This window comes from Nocardia carnea (genome assembly GCF_029869215.1).
GTDB classification, from domain to species: Bacteria; Actinomycetota; Actinomycetes; order Mycobacteriales; family Mycobacteriaceae; genus Nocardia; species Nocardia carnea_B.
In genome coordinates this window covers 1-18,058 of sequence record NZ_JARWPM010000041.1, presented here as the reverse complement: position 1 = coordinate 18,058, position 18,058 = coordinate 1, and the positions used below count along the sequence as shown (strand labels likewise).

Genomic DNA, 18,058 nt, shown 5'->3' with positions numbered 1-18,058 from the left:
CTAAACGGTCGGTGCCTTTGCGGTGTCGCGCTGGGACTGCAGGAGTTGGGGGCGGTATTTGCCGTCTTTGAACCAGTGGTGGGAGCCGGGCTTACGGGCTTCGGTCGCCATATGTTTGATACCGGCCTCGCAGGCGAATTCCTTGAGCTTCTTGCCGGCGAAACCGCTGAAGTACAGCGGCCGGGCGGTTTCGTTCTTGTGGCCGAGCTGGTAGATGCCGGCTTTCCGGCCGAAGCTGAGGCACATGGCGGGGAAGGCGAGATCGATCGGGGTGGGTTGTTCGCCGGCGATGCGGTGCAGCAGGGTATCGGCGGCGTGGGCTCCCAGACCGTAGGCGGTGTAGGCGCTCATCCGGAACGGCAGGTCGGAGGGGGCCGACGCATCGCCTGCCGCGACGATGCGGTCGTCGTCGATGCTGGTCAGTGTTTCGTCGGTGAGCAGGCGGCCGGTGGCGTCGGTGGTCAGGCCGCTGCGGGCGGCCAAGTCGGGCACCTCGAAGCCGGCCGTCCAGATCGTGACCTCGCTCGCGAGGGTCCGGCCGTCGCTGAGTTCGACGGCGTTCGCGGTCACCGCCGTGGCCGTCGGACCTTCGAGCACGGTCGCGCCCAGCCGGGCGAAGTACTTGCGGGCCGTGCGCCGGGCCTTCGGGTGCAGGTAGGGGCCGAGGACGCTGCCGCAGACCAAGGTGACCGCGCGTCCCTGCTCGGCCAGTTCGGCGGCGGTTTCCATACCTGTCGGACCGCCGCCGATCACCGTCACCGGTGCCGTCGTGGGGGTGTCGAACAGTACCGACCGCAGCCGCTGCGCGGCCTCGAGTGTCGCCACCGGATAAGCGAATTCGGCCGCGCCCGGCACCCGCGATACGGCGCCGGAGCTGCCCACCGCGTAGATCAGGTAGTCGTAGCCGACCGTATCGCCGCCGGCCAGTATCACCCTGCGCTCGGCCGCATCGATCCGCGTCACACTGTCGACGACCAGCCTGATGTCCGCGGCCAGGACATCCTGATAGTCGACGACCGCATCGTGAGTTCCGCCCACCAGCTGGTGCAGGCGCAGTCGGGGGACGAAGACCTGCCGCGGATTGATCACGGTCACCGTCACGTCGTCGCGCTGGGTGAGGCGATTGGCCGCCATGACTCCGGCATATCCGCCGCCGATCACCACCACATCGATGTTCTCGTTCACGGTGTCTCCTTTGCTTCGAGGGGTTCGAATACAAGACAGCGCTGGTCGGAAAACCCTGACATGATGTGATGTGACTCACGCCCGGCGGCGACTGCCTACCCGCTGCCGCCGATGTACAGGGGCGGAGATGGCGGGAAGGTCACCGGGAGGGATTTGAGGGCACGGTGGAACGGTCCGGGCCGCCATTCGAGTTCGGCGGGTGGTATCGCCAGGGTGATATCGGGGAGAGCGTCGAGCAATTGGTCGATGGCGTCCTGCACGACCACCCCGGCTACCGACCGTGCCGGACAGCTGTGCGGCCCCGCGCCCCAGGCCAGGTGTGAACTGTTGTGCCGGATATCCCCACTAGTGACCCTCGGGTCGGTGTTGCAGGCGGTGATACCGATGAGGACCGGTTGATGCGGGGGAATCCAGTAGCCGTCGATCAGTACGGGCTGACGCGGATAGGTCGCGCAATAGTTGGCCACCGGCGGATCGGTGAACAAGACCTCGTCCACGGCATCCCGGGTGGAGAGCCGGCCGTCGAGCATCCCGGCGGCGAAGCGCTCATCGGTGAGGATCAGGCGCAGCGTATTGGCGATCAGATTCATTTGCGGCTCGGCCCCGGCGCCGAAGAGTGTGGTCAACTGGTGCACCATCTCTTCGTCGGTGAAGCCGCTGCGATGCCGGATCAGGTGTGAGGTCACATCGTCGCCGGGTTGCGCGCGCTTGCGGCGGCTCAGTTCCAGCATGGCATCGGCAGCCTGCATGTAGCCGATGGCGGCATCGGCGGGGTCGACACCGTTGAATATGGCGTCGAAGCCGGCGACAGCCTGCCGGGCGAGGTCGGCCGGGCAGCCGAGTACCGCACTCAGGGCAGCGAAGGCGAGCGGGCGGATGTACTGGCCGATCAGCTCGGCCTGCCCGTGTTCGCAGAACGAATTGATCAAGGACCCGGCGACTCGTTCGATCTCCCGGTGCAGGGCGTTCAGATCGATCCCGGTGAGGGCCGCGATATTGGCGGAGCGGTGCCTGGTGTGTTCGAAGCCGTCGCTGTGCCGGGCGTTCGGCCGGTACTGCATCATCGGCCGCACCGGGCAGTCCGCGGGGATCCCGGTCTCCCAGTTCCGTGGGTCGGAGGGGAAGCGTTCGGGATCGTTGAGGATGCTTACCGCGGTGTGATAGCCGATCACCAAGGTTGCCGGAACTCCCGGCACCAACTCGACCGGAACCAGTGAAGGATGCAGGCTCCGCATATGCTCGTACAGTTTGTGCGGCTCGGCGGCGTATTCCGGGTTGTAGAGCGGGATACGCGGGCCGTCGTGACCCGTCGGGGCGCGCATGGCCCGTACGCGGCTTTCGCCGGGGGGAGGCGATTCTTCTCGTGGTTGCGATCCGAGCACGAACGAACTCCATACAGCCGGCCGAGTGTGCCCGCCCGCGCGGACGAACACAGACTATCCGCGGCGCCCCGGTAGGAGCCGGGTGATCATGGAAAACGCTCGTAGGCAAGCTGTTTCGTGTCGATCATGAATCGTCCGGAAGGGGTGTCCGCTCGCCGGCGGGGCACGATTCCGGTCGACGCCCTTACTTGCGTAGTGTGCGGACCAGTTTGCCCACGGCCGCCGGGTCGGGGGTGGCGGCGGCCTTGCGGCTTTCCTCCTGGTCCTGCAGGGCGGCGGCCGGGTCGATGACGTGGGTGTGGCGGATCGAGGTATCCGGGTCGGCGAAGGCGGCGTAGGTCTTGTCACCCAGGAGGGTGTGCAGGAGGTAGCCGGTGAGGAGGGCGCGGACAGCGCGGGCCGTTTTCGGTTCGTGTCTGCCGCCGCCGAGGGCGGCGAGCAGGCGGCGGCCCTCGGCGAGACCGTTGCGGCCGGCGCCTTCGAGGGTGCGCAGGACGATCGGGCCCGACCAGGCGGCCGCCAGGGGGACGGCGTTGGAGGCGAGGGAATCGATATCGGATACGCCGGCCAGGATGAGGGCGGGCGTGTCGATATCCGGGGCCACCGATTCCGCGGCCGGCGCGGTGGGGGCCGGGAACAGGGGAGTGACCGCGGCCACTCGACGCTGGGCGGCGGCCAGGACGGCGGCACCGGCGCCCATGCCGTGGCCGGCGAGGGCCAGGCGTTCGGGGTGCACGGTGATCGTGCCGTCGCCGAGGCGGACGCCGGTGCAGATATCGAGCGTCGTGAGCAGATCGGTGGCCAGGTTCAGATGGGAGGCCAGCGGACCGCGTTCGGTATCGGGGGCGGCGGAGACGATGCCCCAGGAGGCGAGGTGTTCCAGCAGCGTGCCGTAGCTGCCGGCGCCGTTGAGCCAGCCGTGGCCGAACGCGACGGCGGGTAGGTCGCGGCCGGTCTCCGGCGTGTACACCACGCCGGGCTGCCCCGCGATCGCCAGGTTGCCGCGCAACACGCGGTGCGGGCCACGGCTGGTCAGAGTGCTCAGAAGTGATTTCACAGACGCCGACACGACGTGAACGTTAGCCGATAAGTACTCTGGGGAGCCATGTGCGGAATCGTGGGGTACGTCGGGTACCGGGACGCGTTGGGCGTCGTCGTCGCTGCCTTGCGTCGCATGGAGTACCGAGGTTACGACTCCGCGGGCGTGGCGATTCTCGACGGCGCCGGGCATGTCGCCGTCGAGCGGCGCGCCGGGCGGCTGAGCAACCTGGAAGAGGCGCTGGACGCCGCGAGGCCGGGCGTGTTCGCCGGTACCACGGGGATGGGGCATACCCGCTGGGCGACCCACGGCGCGCCGACCGACCGCAACGCCCATCCGCATCAGGATGTGAGCGGCAAGGTCGCGGTGGTGCACAACGGCATCATCGAGAACTTCGTCGAACTGCGGCGCGAGCTCGAGGACGCGGGGGTCGAGCTGCGCAGCGAGACCGATACCGAGGTCGCCGTGCACCTGGTGGCGCGGGCCTACGCCGAGGGGCCGACCGCGGGCGATTTCGAGGCCAGTGTGCTGGCGGTGCTGCGGCGGCTCGAGGGCGCGTTCACGGTGGTCTTCACCCATGCCGACCATCCGGGCACGGTCGTGGCGGCCCGGCATTCGACCCCGCTGGTGGTGGGCGTGGGCGAGAACGAGATGTTCATCGCCTCCGACGTCACCGCGTTCATCGAGCACACCCGCGAAGCTGTCGAACTCGGTGAGGGGCAGGCGGTGGTGATCACCGCCGCCGGGTACCGGGTCACCGATTTCCACGGTTCCACCGACGCGGCGCATTCCCGGCCGTTCACCATCGACTGGGATCTGGCGGCCGCCGAGAAGGGCGGCCACGACTACTTCATGCTGAAGGAGATCGAGGAGCAGCCCGGCGCGGTCGCCGATACGCTCATCGGTCACTTCGACCACAGCCCCAGCCGGGCCGGGCGGATCGTGCTGGACGAGCAGCGCCTCTCCGACCAGGAACTGCGCGATGTGGAGAAGGTCTTCGTGGTGGCCTGCGGCAGCGCCTACCACTCGGGCCTGGTCGCCAAGTACGCGATCGAGCACTGGACCCGGCTGCCCGTGGAAGTGGAACTGGCCAGCGAATTCCGCTACCGCGACCCCGTCCTGGACCGTTCGACCCTGGTGGTCGCGGTCTCGCAGTCGGGTGAGACGGCCGACACGCTGGAAGCCGTCCGGCACGCGAAGAGCCAGAAGGCGCGAGTGCTGGCGGTCTGTAATACCAACGGCGCGCAGATCCCCCGCGAAGCCGACGCGGTGCTCTACACCCGGGCCGGGCCGGAGATCGGGGTGGCCTCCACCAAGGCATTCCTCGCCCAGGTGACGGCGAACCTGCTGGTCGGGCTGGCGCTGGCGCAGGCGCGCGGCACCAAGTACCCCGACGAGGTCGCCCGCGAGTTCGCCGAACTGGAGGCCATGCCGAAGCTGGTGGACCGGGTGCTGGAAACGGCACCGCAGGTGCGGGCGATCGCCCGGCAGCTGGCGCAGGAACGGACCATCCTGTTCCTCGGCCGGCATGTCGGCTACCCGGTGGCGCTCGAGGGTGCGCTCAAGCTCAAAGAGCTGGCGTACATGCACGCGGAGGGTTTCGCCGCGGGTGAGCTGAAGCACGGGCCGATCGCGCTGATCGAAGACGGGCTGCCGGTGATCGTGGTGATGCCGTCGCCGAAGGGGCGCGGGGTGCTGCACGCGAAACTGCTCAGCAATATCCGCGAGATCCAGGCCCGCGGCGCGCGCACCATCGTTATCGCCGAAGAGGGCGACGATCTGGTGCGTCCGTTCGCCGACGATCTGATCGAGATCCCGTCGGCGCCGACCCTGTATCAGCCACTGCTGTCGACGGTTCCGTTGCAGATCTTCGCCGCCGAGGTGGCGCAGGCCCGCGGCTACGACGTAGACAAACCGCGCAACCTCGCCAAATCGGTCACAGTGGAGTAGGCGTACACCAAATCCGCTCGGCCGGGTGGGCTGTCGGTGCCTGTCTCCGGTGAGCCGGGAAGAAGTGACGGCTGTCGAGCGGGGCGCGCCGAGTGCTGGTCCCCGGGGTTCAGGCTTCCTCGACGGTGATCGTTCCACGCATATCGGGGTGGATCGGGCACAGGTAGCGGTATTCGCCGGGGGCGGTGAAGGTGTAGCTCCAATCGCCCACCTCGAACAGCGGGCTGTTCAGGCCCATGGCCTTGTCGCCGATGCCCTGCACCCCGTGCGGTAGGTCGCCGTCGAAATGCCAGGAGACGGTATCGCCCGCCGTGATGGTGATATCGGCCGGTGAGAAGGCATCCTCTTCGACGAATACCGTGACCGTCGCCTCCGGTGCCCGCTGCGAATGCGTTCCCGAAGCCTCGGTTGCCGAACCGGCCGAACCGGCCGGTTCGTCCGATCCGCAGCCGGTCAGCAGGGCCGCCACGAGGGTGAGTCCGCCGACGGCGGCCAGTGCGGCGCGGTGAGGTCTGGGCATGGTCGCCAAGCGTAGTCTGCTGGCGTTGTGACCCGTCGAGTGCGGAGGTGTCCGGTGACTGAGCTGTCCGGCTATTACACGGCCGACGAGGTGCGTGCGGCGGAGGCCGAACTGTTCACCCGGGTCCCGGCAGGTGAACCGATGCGCCGGGCGGCCTACGGCTTGGCCGGGGTGGTGGCGGCCGAATTGCGTTCCCGCAGTGGTGGAGTCGCGGGCCGGAAGGTCGGGCTGCTGGTGGGGTCGGGGGACAACGGCGGGGACGCACTGTGGGCGGGGTCGATGCTGCGCCGCCGCGGCGTGGCGGTGACCGCGGTGCTGCTGAACCCGGGCCGGGCACATCCGGCGGGGCTGGCCGCCCTGCGCAAGGCCGGCGGCCGGATCTGTACCGATCCCGCGTCAGCCGTCGGCGAACTTGCTGGTGCGGACCTGGTGGTCGACGGGATCGTCGGTATCTCCGGCCGCGGGCCGCTGCGCCCCGCGGCAGCCGGAATAGTTGCGGCCCTGGATGTCCCGATCGTCGCGGCCGACCTGCCCAGCGGTGTGGACCCGGATACCGGGGCGGTCGACGGCCCCGCGGTGCGGGCGGCGGTCACGGTCGCCTTCGGTGCGCGGAAGCCGGTGCACGCGCTGGCAGCCCCGTGGTGCGGGCGAATCGAATCGGTGCCCATCGGGTTACGTTTGCCCGCCCCGCACCTGGCGGCACTCGAACCCGCCGAGATAGGCGCGCACTGGCCGGTTCCCGGGCCCGCGGACGACAAGTACACGCAGGGCGTCACCGGCGTGCACGCGGGCAGTGATACCTATCCGGGTGCGGCGGTGCTCTGTACCGGGGCCGCGGTGGCCGCGACGTCCGGAATGGTCCGGTACGCCGGTAGCGCGGGGCCGGCCGTTCTCGCCCGGTATCCGGAAGTGATCGCGACGCCCGATCTCGCGTCGACCGGCCGGGTGCAGTCCTGGGTGTTCGGCCCCGGCTCCGGCACCGGCCGCGCCGCGCGGGACCGGCTCGCCGAGATCCTGGCCACGGATCTGCCGGTCGTGATCGACGCCGACGGTCTCACTCTGTTGGCGGAGGAGCCGGAACTGGTCCGTGGCCGGCGGGCCGCCACCGTGCTTACTCCGCATGCGGGTGAGTTCACCAGGCTCACCGGCCGCGAACCCGGGCCGGACCGGGTCGCGTCCGTCCGGGAACTCGCCGAATCGTGGCAGGTCACCGTTCTGCTGAAGGGCCGTGCGACCCTGGTCGCCGAACCGGGCCGGCCGGTTCTCGTCAACGAGGCGGGTGGCTCCTGGGCGGCCACGGCGGGCGCCGGTGATGTGCTGTCGGGTGTGATCGGCGCTCTACTCGCCGCCGGCCGGGAGCCGGGCCGGGCCGCTGCCGCGGCGGCCCGGGCGCATGCCATGGCCGCCGAGTTCGCGGCATACGAGGCATCCCCGGGCTCGGCGCCCATTTCGGCGACCCCGCTGCTCCGTCACCTGCCGCGGGCGATCGCGGCACTTCGAGCCCTGTCCGGCTGAGCCGCCCGAGGGGCTTGGCGGCGGGTCTGCCGGACACCGCACTTTCCGCTCGTTACGCCTGGTCCGGTACGTCCTCGGTGTCCCGTCGTGCGGCCGGCTCCGGAAGATGGACCAGGATCAGCCCGACCGCGGCGATCAGGACGTTCTGCAATGCCGCCGAGGTCGCGTTGACGTCCTCGTTGGCCCACATCCGGAACCACTCGCCCGCGATCGTGAGGAACCCACCTCCGAACAGCAGAATCGCCATCGTCCAGCCGAGGCCGGACAGTTTGGCCGCCAGCTCGGCGCCGCGGCGCCCCGCGCCGCCGGCCAGCGCGCGCACCCACGCGACGGAGGCGGCGAGCAGCACGAACGCGATCAGGAATTCCCAGATCACGATGAGGATGTAGGCGACCAGGGCGACGCTGCCGTTCGTGATCGGGCGCCAGTCCGTTCCGGGGCTGTGGATCGTCGACTCCATCGACAGCACCGCGGCCACCGCGTTCCGGTTCGTCTCGGTGTCCACGCAGTTGGTGAACGCGACCAAAAGGTAGTAGACCCCCGTGATCAGTGCCAACGTTGCCACCGCCGCATGCCGGCTGCCCACAACGTCGAGAATGGCTGTGCCGCTTCGCTTCATATGCCCTACCTCGTGTCCGGAGGGGGTCAATATACGACCGGCCGCGCCGTTGCCGCTGGATACGGGCCACCAGGGGTGAGTGGCCGAACGGGGCCGGGCCGGAACGGGTGGGCGAACTCCCCGCCGAACCGTTCGCCACCCGGGTGCGGGTCGCCCGTCCCGCACCATTCCGGGAGATGGCAGTATCGACAGGTGTGAATGGGCAAGTGGAGACGATCGTCGATCTGGATGCCATCGCACACAACGTGGGCGTTCTGCGGGCACACGCCGGCGATGCCGCGGTGATGGTGGTGGTGAAGGCCGACGGCTACAACCACGGGGCGGTCGAGGTCGCGCGGGCCGCACTGGCGGCGGGCGCCGCGGAACTCGGGGTCACCACGGTCGACGAAGCGGTGGCATTGCGCGCCGCCGGGATCGAGGCACCCATTCTGTGCTGGCTCAATGTGCGCGACGCCGATTACGCCGCGGCCGTCGCCGCCGATATCGAGATCGGGGTCTCCTCGCCGGAGCAACTGCAGGCGGTCGCCGCGGCCGCGCGGAGGCTGGGCCGGCGCGCCATCGTCACGCTGAAGGTCGATACCGGCCTCAACCGCAACGGCGTCGATCCGGACAGCTATCCCGTGGTACTCGCCGCGCTGCGGAAACTGGTCGACGAGCAGGTCGTGCGGTTCCGGGCGATCTTCTCCCACCTCGCCCACGCCGACGAACCGTACAACCCGGTGATCGACCGGCAGCGCGATCGCTTCCTGGAGGCCATCGCCACCGCCAAGGAATACGGCCTCGAACCGGAACTGGTGCACCTGGCGAATTCCGCCGCGACCCTGACCAGGCCGGACCTCGCATTCGATATGGTCCGCCCGGGGATCGCCGTCTACGGGCTCACCCCGGTGCCGGAGATCGGCGAATTCGGCCTCCGTCCCGCCATGACCTTCCAGGCCGAGGTGGCGCTGGTCAAACGGGTGGCCGCGGGCGAAGGTGTCTCCTACGGCCACGAATGGATCGCACCGGCCGATACGACCGTGGCGCTGATCCCGGCCGGTTACGCCGACGGGGTGTTCCGCCCGCTGGGCGGCCGGATGGAGGTGTGGGTCGGTGGCCGGCGGCGTCCGAACCGCGGCCGGGTGTGCATGGACCAGCTGGTGGTGGATCTGGGCGACAACAGCGAGGGGGTCGCGGAGGGCGATATCGCGATCTTGTTCGGGCCCGGAACCCATGGTGAACCGCGCGCCCAGGACTGGGCGGATCTGCTCGGCACCATTCACTACGAAGTGGTGTGCGCGCCGCGCGGGCGGGTGCACCGCGGCTATCGGGGAGGGGAGCGGTGAGACCACGAACGACCCTGCTGCGCGGGGGCTTGGCCACGGCCGGTGTGGTGGCCGTCATGGCCGGTGCGCACGCGCTGCGCCGGGCCGGTGCGAAAGTGCTGTGGCCGCCGGTGCGCGACGAGTACCGGGACGAGAATTTCGCGCTGATCGACCTCGACCGGGCCGGTGAGGTGATCGCCGACGACGGCGTCTGCCTGGCCACCCGGGAATGGGGCACCGGCGATGCCGAGGTGACCGTGGTTTTCGTGCACGGTTTCTGTAACAGCATGGAGTCCTTCCACTTCCAGCGCCGCCACCTCGCCCAACGCTGGGGTTCCCGGCTGCGGATGGTGCTGTTCGATCTGCGCGGGCACGGGCGGTCGGGCACCCCGGATACCGACAGCTGTACGGTCACCCAGCTCGGCCGCGATCTGCTCACGGTGATCGATGCCAAGGCGCCGCGCGGCCCGCTGATCCTGGTCGGGCATTCGCTCGGCGGGATGGCGGTACTGGCCGCCGCCGCGCATGCCGGCGATCTGTTCGCGCAGCGGGTGCGGGCGGTGGCGCTGCTGTCCACCGCCGCCGCGGAGGTGACCTCCGCCGGAATCGGGCAGTTGCTGCGCAACCCCGCGATCGACGGTTTCCGGCTGGCCGTGCACGCCGCGCCCGCGCTGGTGCAGGCCGGGCGGGTCACCGCGCGGCAGATCATCACGCCGATCCTGCACGTGAGCTCGTTCCACGGTTCGGTGAGCCCGACGCTGTCCCGGTTCACCACCATGATGATCGACCGGACACCCGTGGAAACCGTGGTGAAGTTCCTGAAGGCCATCGAGATACACGACGAGGCCGCGGCTCTGCCGGTGCTGCGCGATATTCCGGTGCTGGCGCTGGGCGGCAGCCGGGATCTGGTGATCCCGTTCCGCAATTCCCGGACGCTGGCCCGGGAATTGGCCGATTGCGAACTCGTCCGGCTGCCGGAGTGCGCGCATATGCCGCAACTGCAGTACCCCGAGGAAACCAATGCCGCACTCGATCGGTTGCTGGTGCGCGCCGGTGTGGTCGGCGAAGACGATCGGTACGAGGCCAGCGGTGGCTGAGCACAGTGGCCGCGGCGGCGCGGGGAACCCCGAGCACGGCGGCATCCGGCACCCGGAGCGCGGCGCCCGCGAGTTGCCCACCGTCGCCGATACCGAGACACTCGGCCGCGAACTGGCGGCCGGACTGCGCGCGGGTGATCTGGTGGTGCTGGACGGGCCGCTGGGCGCCGGGAAAACCGCGCTGACCCGCGGTATCGCCGCCGGCTTGGGGGTCGGCGGCCGGGTCAGTTCGCCCACCTTCATCATCGCCCGCCGGCATCCCCCGGGCCCACGCGCGGACGGTCCGCCGGTCGCGCTGGTGCATGTGGATGCCTACCGGCTCGGCGGCAGCCTCGACGAACTCGACGCACTGGACCTGGACACCGAACTCGACGACGCGGTCGTGGTGGTGGAGTGGGGCAGCGGGGTGGTCGAACGGCTGACCGGCCGGCATCTCCTGGTGCGGATGTCGCGCGAACCGGAATCCGAAGTGCGCACGGCGACTTGGGAGTGGGTGGCCACCGGCCCCGGCGAGTAGCCGTGCGCCACGGCCGTGTGCGGCCCGTCACCCGGTATCGTGGACCAGATCATGCTTGCACTTGCTGTCGACACCGCGACGCCTGCCGTCACGGCGGGACTGGTCGAGCTGGAGCAGGCGGCGGCCGGTGCGAACAGCCCGGACACCGCCCGCCCGCGGACCCTCGCCGTCCGGACGCTCGTCGATGCCCGCGCCCACGCCGAGGCGCTCACCCCGCAGATCCTGGAATGTATCGCCGAGGCCGGGGTCGCCCGGACGGATATCGCGGCGGTGGTCACCGGTATCGGCCCGGGTCCGTTCACCGGTCTGCGGGTAGGGATGGCCACCGCGGCCGCGTTCGGTGACGCGCTGGGCATCCCGGTGCACGGGGTATGCAGTCTGGACGCCCTCGCCGCCGACTGCGCCGAGGAACTCGGTCCCGGCGACGAATTGCTGGTCGTGACGGATGCCCGGCGGCGTGAGGTGTACTCCGCGCGGTACCGCCAACAGGGGGCCCGGCGGATCTCCGGACCCGAGGTCGGCAAGCCGGCCGAGCTGGATCCGGCCGGAGCCACCCGGATCGCGGGTTCCGCCGCCCATACCGCCCTCTTCGAGCTGCCCGCACTGCCCGTGCAGACACCGTCACCGGCGGGGCTGGTACGGGTGGCGGCGGCCGCGCTGCTGTCGGGCGCGGCACCCGAGCCGCTGGTTCCCCTGTATCTGCGTCGCCCGGACGCGGTCGAACGCAGCTACCGCACCCTCGACCGGATGGGAGCGTGACGATGTCGATTCGTATCCAACCCATGGAGCCGGCCGATATCGCGGGCTGTGTGGAACTGGAACAATTGCTGTTCCCCGAGGACGATCCGTGGCAGGCGGTGGCCTTCCATTCGGAGCTGGCCGCCGGCTACAACCGCTACATCACCGCCCGCGACGAGTCCGGGAAGATGGTCGGCTACGCGGGTATCGCGCTGCTCGGTGACGCCGAACACCCGGAAGCCGAGGTGCACACCATCGGGGTCGATCCGGCCTGCCACCGTGCCGGTATCGGCACCGTGCTGCTGGAGGCGCTGCTCGCCGAGGCCGGGCGCCGCGGCGGGCCGGTGTTCCTGGAGGTACGCACCGATAACGCGGCGGCGATCGCCCTCTACGCCAAACACGGTTTCCACATCATCGGCCTGCGCAAGAACTACTACCACCCCAGCGGCGCCGACGCGTACACCATGCGCCGGCCCGCCCTGGAAGACGTTCCGGCGGGTGTGCTCCCGCGTACTCCGGACGAGGTGCTGTCGTGATCGTCATGGGAATCGAGAGTTCCTGCGACGAAACCGGGGTCGGGATCGTGCGCCGTCACCCCGACGGTAGTTGTGAACTCCTCGCCGACGAAGTCGCCTCGAGTGTCGCCGAACACGCCCGCTTCGGCGGGGTGGTTCCCGAGATCGCCTCCCGCGCCCATCTCGAAGCGATCGTGCCGGCCATGCGGCGGGCGTTGTCGGCCGCGGGGATCGTCGCGCCCGACGCCCTGGCGGTCACCATCGGGCCGGGTTTGGCCGGTGCCCTGCTGGTGGGTGTGGCGGCCGCGAAAGCCTATGCGGCGGCCTGGGATATCCCGTTCTACGCGCTGAACCATCTCGGTGGCCACGTCGCTGTGGACACGCTCGAGCACGGGCCGATGCCACCCTGTGTGGCCCTGCTGGTATCCGGTGGGCATACCCATCTGCTGCACGTCACCGACCTGGCGCAACCGCTGGTCGAGCTGGGTAGCACCGTCGACGATGCCGCGGGCGAAGCGTTCGACAAGGTGGCGCGGCTACTGGGCCTGGGTTACCCGGGCGGGCCGGCACTGGATGCTGCCGCGGCCACCGGCGATCCGTCGGCGATCGCCTTCCCGCGCGGTATGACCGGCCCGCGCGATCCCCGCTACGACTTCTCCTTCTCCGGCCTGAAAACCGCGGTGGCCCGCCATGTGGAGGGCCTGCACCGGCAGGGCGTCGACGAGTTGCCGATCCCCGATATCGCGGCCTCGTTCCAAGAGGCGGTCGCGGATGTGCTGACCAGGAAAGCGGTGCGTGCGGCGCAAGATGTCGGGGTGGATACCCTGGTGCTGGGCGGCGGCGCCACCGCGAACACCCGAATCCGGTCGCTGGCCGAAGAACGATGCGCCGCAGCGGGTTTGACGTTGCGTATCCCGAAGCCGCGGCTGTGCACCGATAACGGCGTGATGATCGCCGCCCTGGGCGCGCATGTGATCGGCGGCGGCGCCGAGCCGTCGCCGCTGTCGGTGGCCAGTGATCCGGGCCTGCCGGTATCGGTCAGCCAGGTGAGCTGAGCGGCTGCGGGGTTCGCCGTGGTATATCGCCCGCGGGTCTCCGCACCGCCACCGGGTTCCGGCGCAGCCACCGGACCCGGTACGGCCGCCCGAGTTCCGGGTGCCGTTGAGGTGCCGGTCTTCAACGGCCGGCACGGCTGGTCCGTCTGCTGCGACCGGGCCCTGCCCACCCGCTGCGGCGCGCCCACATCGATAGCGGTCGCCGGCGGCCGGGAGACACGGCAGTTGCACCGCAACATGGAGGACAGCACGGACCGCTGTCGAGTGGCTGGGTGGCTTGCCGGACGTGCGTGGCTGTGCCGAGAGCGGGGGCTCGGGTGGCGGTAACGGAGCCCTGGCGCCGTATCGGAGTCCTGGGTGACCAGCTGCCCGGCCCGGGCGCGGGTATCGCGGGCTCCGGTGGCGGGCAGGGTGCTAACCCGAGGACCCGGTGCCCGGCAGCCCGGGAACGGGTGGCGGCGGCGTGACCTGGAGGGTGGTCTCGGTGCTCTGAGTGCCGTTGTCGTTGGGGACGTCCGAGGTGGAAGGGGAATCCGACGGCTGTTCCGGAGTGGGCGGCGGGGGTGCGAGCGCTCCCGGACCCAGCCCTTCCGGGAACGGGATCGGCGGCAGATTCGGATCCGGGCGCAGCGTCGGCTGGGACGGCGTGGTGGAGTGCGAGCCGGGCGTGGTGGGTCCGGTGGACGGCGAGGAGGGCTCACCGCTCGTGGACGGCACCGCACCGGTACTCGGCTCGGTCGGTACGGGCGCTTCGTAGGTCGGCTCGTAGGTCGGTGTGTAGGCGCCGCTGTCCGGCTCCTCGATCGGCTGCGGATCACCCTGGGTGGTGATCGGCGCCTCGGGAGTCGTGGGGGCGGCCGCGGTGGTCGTGGGCGGCATCTGGGCACTGCTGGTGGTGCCCGCGGGCGAAACCTCTTCGTCGGAGCTGGTCTGGCCGGTGTTCATGCCGTACCCGACGATCAGCCCGACCACCACGATGGCGCCGGCGACCGTGCCGAAAGCCTTCAGCAGGGTGTTCCCCGATTTGTCGGGCGTGAGCGCACCGATCGGCGCGCCGGCTCCGGCGGTATCGGCCAGCAGCGCGGCGCCTTTGGCGATCACGGCGTCCGGATCCGGGACGGTGAGCACGGGCAGGTCGAGTTCGCTGCGCAGGGTTTCCAGGACGGCCGGGATATTCGCGCCGCCGCCGATCACCACCACCGCTTCCGGGGCACGGTCGGCCAGGCCGAAGGTCATCGTGGTGAAGCGGGCGAGTTCCCGCAGCAGCCCGGCGGTGAGCAGTTCGAAATCGGCGCGGGTGAGTTTGAGTGGCCGCCCGGCGATGTGGTCGATGGTGACGGCCTGGGTGACCGACAGATGTTCCTTGGCGGTCCGCGCCCGGTTCACCAGCACGCTGCGATTGGGCCGGGTGCCGCGGCGGGCGTAGTGCTGGTCGACCAGATGCCGGTAGAGCAGCTCGTCGATCGCGCGCCCGCTGATCGTGGTGCTGCGCGCGGAATGCAGCACCGTATCGTCGGCCGGGTCGGCCACCGAGACGGTGCAGCCGGAGGCGCCCAGATCGATCACCGCCACCGTGCCGTAACGGTCGACCAGTCCGGTATCGCGCAGGAAGGTCAGTGCCGCGGTGGTTTCGGGGACCAGCCGCGGCTCCCGGTGCTTACCGGTGGCCATCCGGATGGCCTGCGCCTGTTCCTTGCCGCGGTAGGCCACCGCGACCCCGGCCGGGGGGCGTTCGGCGACGATATCGAGACCGGAGGTCTGGGGAGCGGGAACATGCGGGCCGAAAACGGCTTCGGGCGGATGGGTCGCGGGAAGCTGGGTTGTCATCAGCTCGATCGACGACGCGACGAGATCGCCGAGGTCGGAATGGGCGTCGGCGGAGACGACCCGGTAGTCGAATTTCCGCGCCCCGTTGGTCGCGGTGGTGACCAGTGCGGAGCACACCACTTCGTTCCCGGCGGAGATGCCGAGCGACGTACGCATATTCTCTTCACCTCCCTTCGAGCGGAACCTCGTCGTTCGCGCCGGCCGGTCCGGACATGGGCCGAGGCTGTTCGCGAAACCACCGCCGTCTGCGGGGAGCGGTGGTTCCGCGAACAACCATCACACATGGTGCCACGATCTGTTATGGGAACGTTACAGAGTCGGAGAATCATTGGGAAGCCCTGTTTCTCTTGGGCTACCCGGCTTTTTGGGGTCTCAACCCGGCGACCAGCGGCCTCGTTTCGATGGCGTGTTGGTGACAACAAGATCATTTCGGCGGCAACCCGGCGCGTTGGCACCGCCCGCCCTTGAGCGCTGGCACTCTCATGTATAGAGTGCTAGCTGGCACCGATTGTTGCCCGGTGCCAGGCTTGACTACTGAGCAGGCGGTCCCGGCACCCGCGACGACGGGGCTTTGCGCAGGGTCAGCATCGTGACCGAATCGATGGTCCGGGACAACAGTTCCGGACGACCGTTATCCCCTGAAAGTGGAGGGCTCAACGTGGCGAGCGTGAACATCAAGCCGCTCGAGGACAAGATCCTCGTCCAGGCCAACGAGGCCGAGACGACGACCGCCTCCGGCCTGGTCATCCCCGATACGGCCAAGGAGAAGCCGCAGGAAGGCACCGTTGTCGCCGTCGGCCCCGGCCGGTGGGACGACGAAGGTGAGAAGCGCATCCCGCTGGATGTCCAGGAGGGCGACACCGTCATCTACAGCAAGTACGGCGGTACCGAGATCAAGTACCAGGGTGAGGAATACCTGATCCTGTCCGCGCGCGACGTGCTGGCTGTCGTCGGCAAGTAATCCGACTGCCGCGCATGCGTTCCGCCCCGGTGTCGACCTCTGGCCCGGGGCGGAGTGCGTTGTGCCACACAACTCGAAGCGCACCAGATACAGGAGCGAAGACATATGGCAAAGCAGATCCAGTTCGACGAGCAGGCTCGCCGGGCACTGGAGCGCGGTGTCGACAAGCTCGCCGATGCGGTGAAGGTCACTCTCGGCCCGCGCGGCCGGCATGTGGTGCTGGCCAAATCGTTCGGCGGCCCCACCGTCACCAACGACGGTGTCACCATCGCGCGTGATATCGATCTCGAGGATCCGTTCGAGAATCTCGGCGCCCAGCTGGTCAAGAGCGTCGCCACCAAGACCAACGATGTGGCCGGCGACGGCACCACCACCGCCACCGTGCTCGCCCAGGCCATGGTGCGCGGCGGTCTGAAGAACATCGCGGCCGGTGCCAACCCGATCGCCATCGGCGCGGGCCTGGCCAAGGCCGCCGACGCGGTATCCGAGGCCCTGCTGGCCGCGGCCACCCCCGTCAACGGCGAGAAGGCCATCGCCCAGGTCGCCACCGTTTCCTCGCGCGACGAGGAAATCGGCGAGATGGTCGGCAAAGCGCTGACCACGGTCGGCAAGGACGGCGTGGTCACCGTCGAAGAGTCGTCCACGATGCAGACCGAACTGGTCGTCACCGAGGGCGTGCAGTTCGACAAGGGCTACCTCTCGCCCTACTTCATCACCGATCCGGACAGCCAGGAGGCTGTGCTGGAGGACGCGCAGATCCTGCTGCACCGCGAGAAGATCAGCTCGCTGCCGGATCTGCTGCCGCTGCTGGAGAAGATCGCCGAATCCGGTAAGCCGGTCCTGATCATCGCCGAGGACGTCGAGGGTGAAGCGCTGTCCACCCTGGTCGTGAACTCGATCCGTAAGACCCTCAAGGCCGTCGCGGTCAAGGCGCCGTTCTTCGGTGATCGCCGCAAGGCGTTCCTCGACGATCTGGCCGTCGTCACCGCGGGCACCGTGGTCAACCCCGATCTCGGCATCAACCTGCGCGAGGCGGGCCTCGAGGTACTGGGTTCGGCGCGCCGGGTGGTCGTCACCAAGGACACCACCACGATCGTCGACGGTGCGGGCACCCAGGACGATATCGCCGCCCGCAGCGCCCAGCTGCGCCGCGAGATCGAGGCCACCGATTCGGATTGGGATCGGGAGAAGCTCGAGGAGCGGCTGGCCAAACTGGCCGGCGGTGTCGCGGTGATCCGGGTCGGCGCGGCCACCGAAACCGCGCTCAAGGAGCGCAAGTACCGGGTCGAGGACGCGGTCAGCGCGGCCAAGGCCGCGGTCGAGGAGGGCATCGTGCCCGGCGGCGGCACCGCTCTCGTGCAGGCGGGCACCAAGCTCGACAGCTTGATCGCCGGCCTCTCCGGTGACGAGGCCGTCGGCGCCGAGGTGCTGCGGGGCGCGCTGAAGGCGCCGCTGTTCTGGATCGCCTCCAACGCCGGCGTCGACGGTTCGGTCGTGGTGAGCAAGGTCGGGGAGGGCAAGGAAGGCTTCAACGCCGCCACCCTCGCCTACGGCGACCTGCTCACCGACGGCGTCGTGGACCCGGTCAAGGTCACCCGCTCGGCCGTGATCAACGCCGCTTCGGTGGCGCGGATGGTGCTCACCACCGAAAGTGCCGTGGTGGACAAGCCGGCCGACGAGGAAGACGATCACGGGCACGGGCACGCCCACTGATCCGATCCACCGGCCGGCGTCCGGCCGGCACCGGTAGGGACACAGAGAACGGGGCCGTGACCATATACCCGGGATGTTTAAGGCCCGGTGTCCGATGGGGCCCCCCGCGCCGAACCGGCGG

Annotated in this window: 16 protein-coding genes; 10 read left to right on the top strand and 6 right to left on the bottom strand. The window is 69.6% G+C overall.

The features are described 5' to 3' along the window. The 3 genes from QH276_RS01665 to QH276_RS01655 form a co-directional block, all read right to left on the bottom strand. Positions 1 to 1,185, bottom strand: coding sequence for an NAD(P)/FAD-dependent oxidoreductase (locus QH276_RS01665; RefSeq protein ID WP_280402598.1), 1,185 nt, complete (start codon positions 1,183 to 1,185; stop codon positions 1 to 3). Positions 1,186 to 1,280: 95 nt separating this feature from the next. Beyond that, the gene (locus QH276_RS01660; RefSeq protein WP_280402597.1) at positions 1,281 to 2,507 is read right to left on the bottom strand and encodes a cytochrome P450; all 1,227 of its coding nucleotides are present in this window, start codon (positions 2,505 to 2,507) and stop codon (positions 1,281 to 1,283) included. A 244-nt stretch (positions 2,508 to 2,751) separates the two neighbouring features. Next, the gene (locus tag QH276_RS01655) at positions 2,752 to 3,636 is read right to left on the bottom strand and encodes a hypothetical protein (protein WP_280402596.1); all 885 of its coding nucleotides are present in this window, start codon (positions 3,634 to 3,636) and stop codon (positions 2,752 to 2,754) included. 36 nt (positions 3,637 to 3,672) lie between these two features. Here QH276_RS01655 and glmS point away from each other — a divergent pair, with 36 nt between their 5' ends. Further along, positions 3,673 to 5,556 (top strand): glutamine--fructose-6-phosphate transaminase (isomerizing), encoded by a 1,884-nt coding sequence (gene glmS, locus QH276_RS01650; RefSeq protein ID WP_280402595.1) that lies wholly within the window; start codon positions 3,673 to 3,675, stop codon positions 5,554 to 5,556. A gap of 109 nt (positions 5,557 to 5,665) precedes the next feature. On the opposite strand, the gene QH276_RS01645 is transcribed toward glmS, so the two are convergent. Further along, on the bottom strand, positions 5,666 to 6,076 hold the full coding sequence (locus QH276_RS01645; RefSeq protein WP_280402594.1) for a cupredoxin domain-containing protein: 411 nt from the start codon (positions 6,074 to 6,076) through the stop codon (positions 5,666 to 5,668). Between the two features lie 63 nt (positions 6,077 to 6,139). Here QH276_RS01645 and QH276_RS01640 point away from each other — a divergent pair, with 63 nt between their 5' ends. Continuing rightward, on the top strand, positions 6,140 to 7,591 hold the full coding sequence (locus tag QH276_RS01640; protein WP_280402613.1) for an NAD(P)H-hydrate dehydratase: 1,452 nt from the start codon (positions 6,140 to 6,142) through the stop codon (positions 7,589 to 7,591). Between the two features lie 52 nt (positions 7,592 to 7,643). Here the strand turns inward: QH276_RS01640 and QH276_RS01635 are convergent, their stop codons facing one another. Further along, a complete protein-coding gene (locus QH276_RS01635) occupies positions 7,644 to 8,210 on the bottom strand; it encodes a DUF2165 domain-containing protein (RefSeq protein WP_280402593.1) in 567 nt (188 codons plus the stop codon). Positions 8,211 to 8,386: 176 nt separating this feature from the next. On the opposite strand from QH276_RS01635, the gene alr reads away from it, so the two are divergent. Genes alr through tsaD form a run of 6 tightly spaced genes read left to right on the top strand, consistent with a single transcriptional unit; the run spans position 8,387 to position 13,436 of the window. Continuing rightward, positions 8,387 to 9,535, top strand: coding sequence for an alanine racemase (gene alr, locus QH276_RS01630; protein WP_280402592.1), 1,149 nt, complete (start codon positions 8,387 to 8,389; stop codon positions 9,533 to 9,535). Between the two features lie 56 nt (positions 9,536 to 9,591). Further along, positions 9,592 to 10,611, top strand: coding sequence for an alpha/beta fold hydrolase (locus tag QH276_RS01625; protein ID WP_280402612.1), 1,020 nt, complete (start codon positions 9,592 to 9,594; stop codon positions 10,609 to 10,611). Between the two features lie 43 nt (positions 10,612 to 10,654). Next, the gene (gene tsaE / locus QH276_RS01620) at positions 10,655 to 11,128 is read left to right on the top strand and encodes a tRNA (adenosine(37)-N6)-threonylcarbamoyltransferase complex ATPase subunit type 1 TsaE (protein ID WP_280402611.1); all 474 of its coding nucleotides are present in this window, start codon (positions 10,655 to 10,657) and stop codon (positions 11,126 to 11,128) included. A gap of 51 nt (positions 11,129 to 11,179) precedes the next feature. Then, positions 11,180 to 11,887: a tRNA (adenosine(37)-N6)-threonylcarbamoyltransferase complex dimerization subunit type 1 TsaB gene (tsaB, locus tag QH276_RS01615; protein ID WP_280402591.1), complete on the top strand. Its 708-nt coding sequence runs from the start codon at positions 11,180 to 11,182 to the stop codon at positions 11,885 to 11,887. Positions 11,888 to 11,889: 2 nt separating this feature from the next. Next, on the top strand, positions 11,890 to 12,402 hold the full coding sequence (rimI, locus tag QH276_RS01610; RefSeq protein ID WP_280402590.1) for a ribosomal protein S18-alanine N-acetyltransferase: 513 nt from the start codon (positions 11,890 to 11,892) through the stop codon (positions 12,400 to 12,402). Continuing rightward, a complete protein-coding gene (tsaD, locus tag QH276_RS01605) occupies positions 12,399 to 13,436 on the top strand; it encodes a tRNA (adenosine(37)-N6)-threonylcarbamoyltransferase complex transferase subunit TsaD (RefSeq protein ID WP_280402589.1) in 1,038 nt (345 codons plus the stop codon). Before rimI ends, tsaD begins: the two co-directional genes overlap by 4 nt. A 414-nt stretch (positions 13,437 to 13,850) precedes the next feature. Here the strand turns inward: tsaD and QH276_RS01600 are convergent, their stop codons facing one another. Then, the gene (locus QH276_RS01600) at positions 13,851 to 15,419 is read right to left on the bottom strand and encodes an Hsp70 family protein (RefSeq protein WP_280402588.1); all 1,569 of its coding nucleotides are present in this window, start codon (positions 15,417 to 15,419) and stop codon (positions 13,851 to 13,853) included. Between the two features lie 502 nt (positions 15,420 to 15,921). Between QH276_RS01600 and groES the strand changes: the two genes are divergently transcribed. Both groES and groL read left to right on the top strand, forming a co-directional pair. Then, positions 15,922 to 16,224 (top strand): co-chaperone GroES, encoded by a 303-nt coding sequence (groES, locus tag QH276_RS01595; RefSeq protein WP_030522227.1) that lies wholly within the window; start codon positions 15,922 to 15,924, stop codon positions 16,222 to 16,224. Between the two features lie 105 nt (positions 16,225 to 16,329). Continuing rightward, positions 16,330 to 17,937: a chaperonin GroEL gene (gene groL / locus QH276_RS01590; RefSeq protein ID WP_280402587.1), complete on the top strand. Its 1,608-nt coding sequence runs from the start codon at positions 16,330 to 16,332 to the stop codon at positions 17,935 to 17,937. The last annotated feature ends 121 nt before the right edge of the window (positions 17,938 to 18,058 follow it).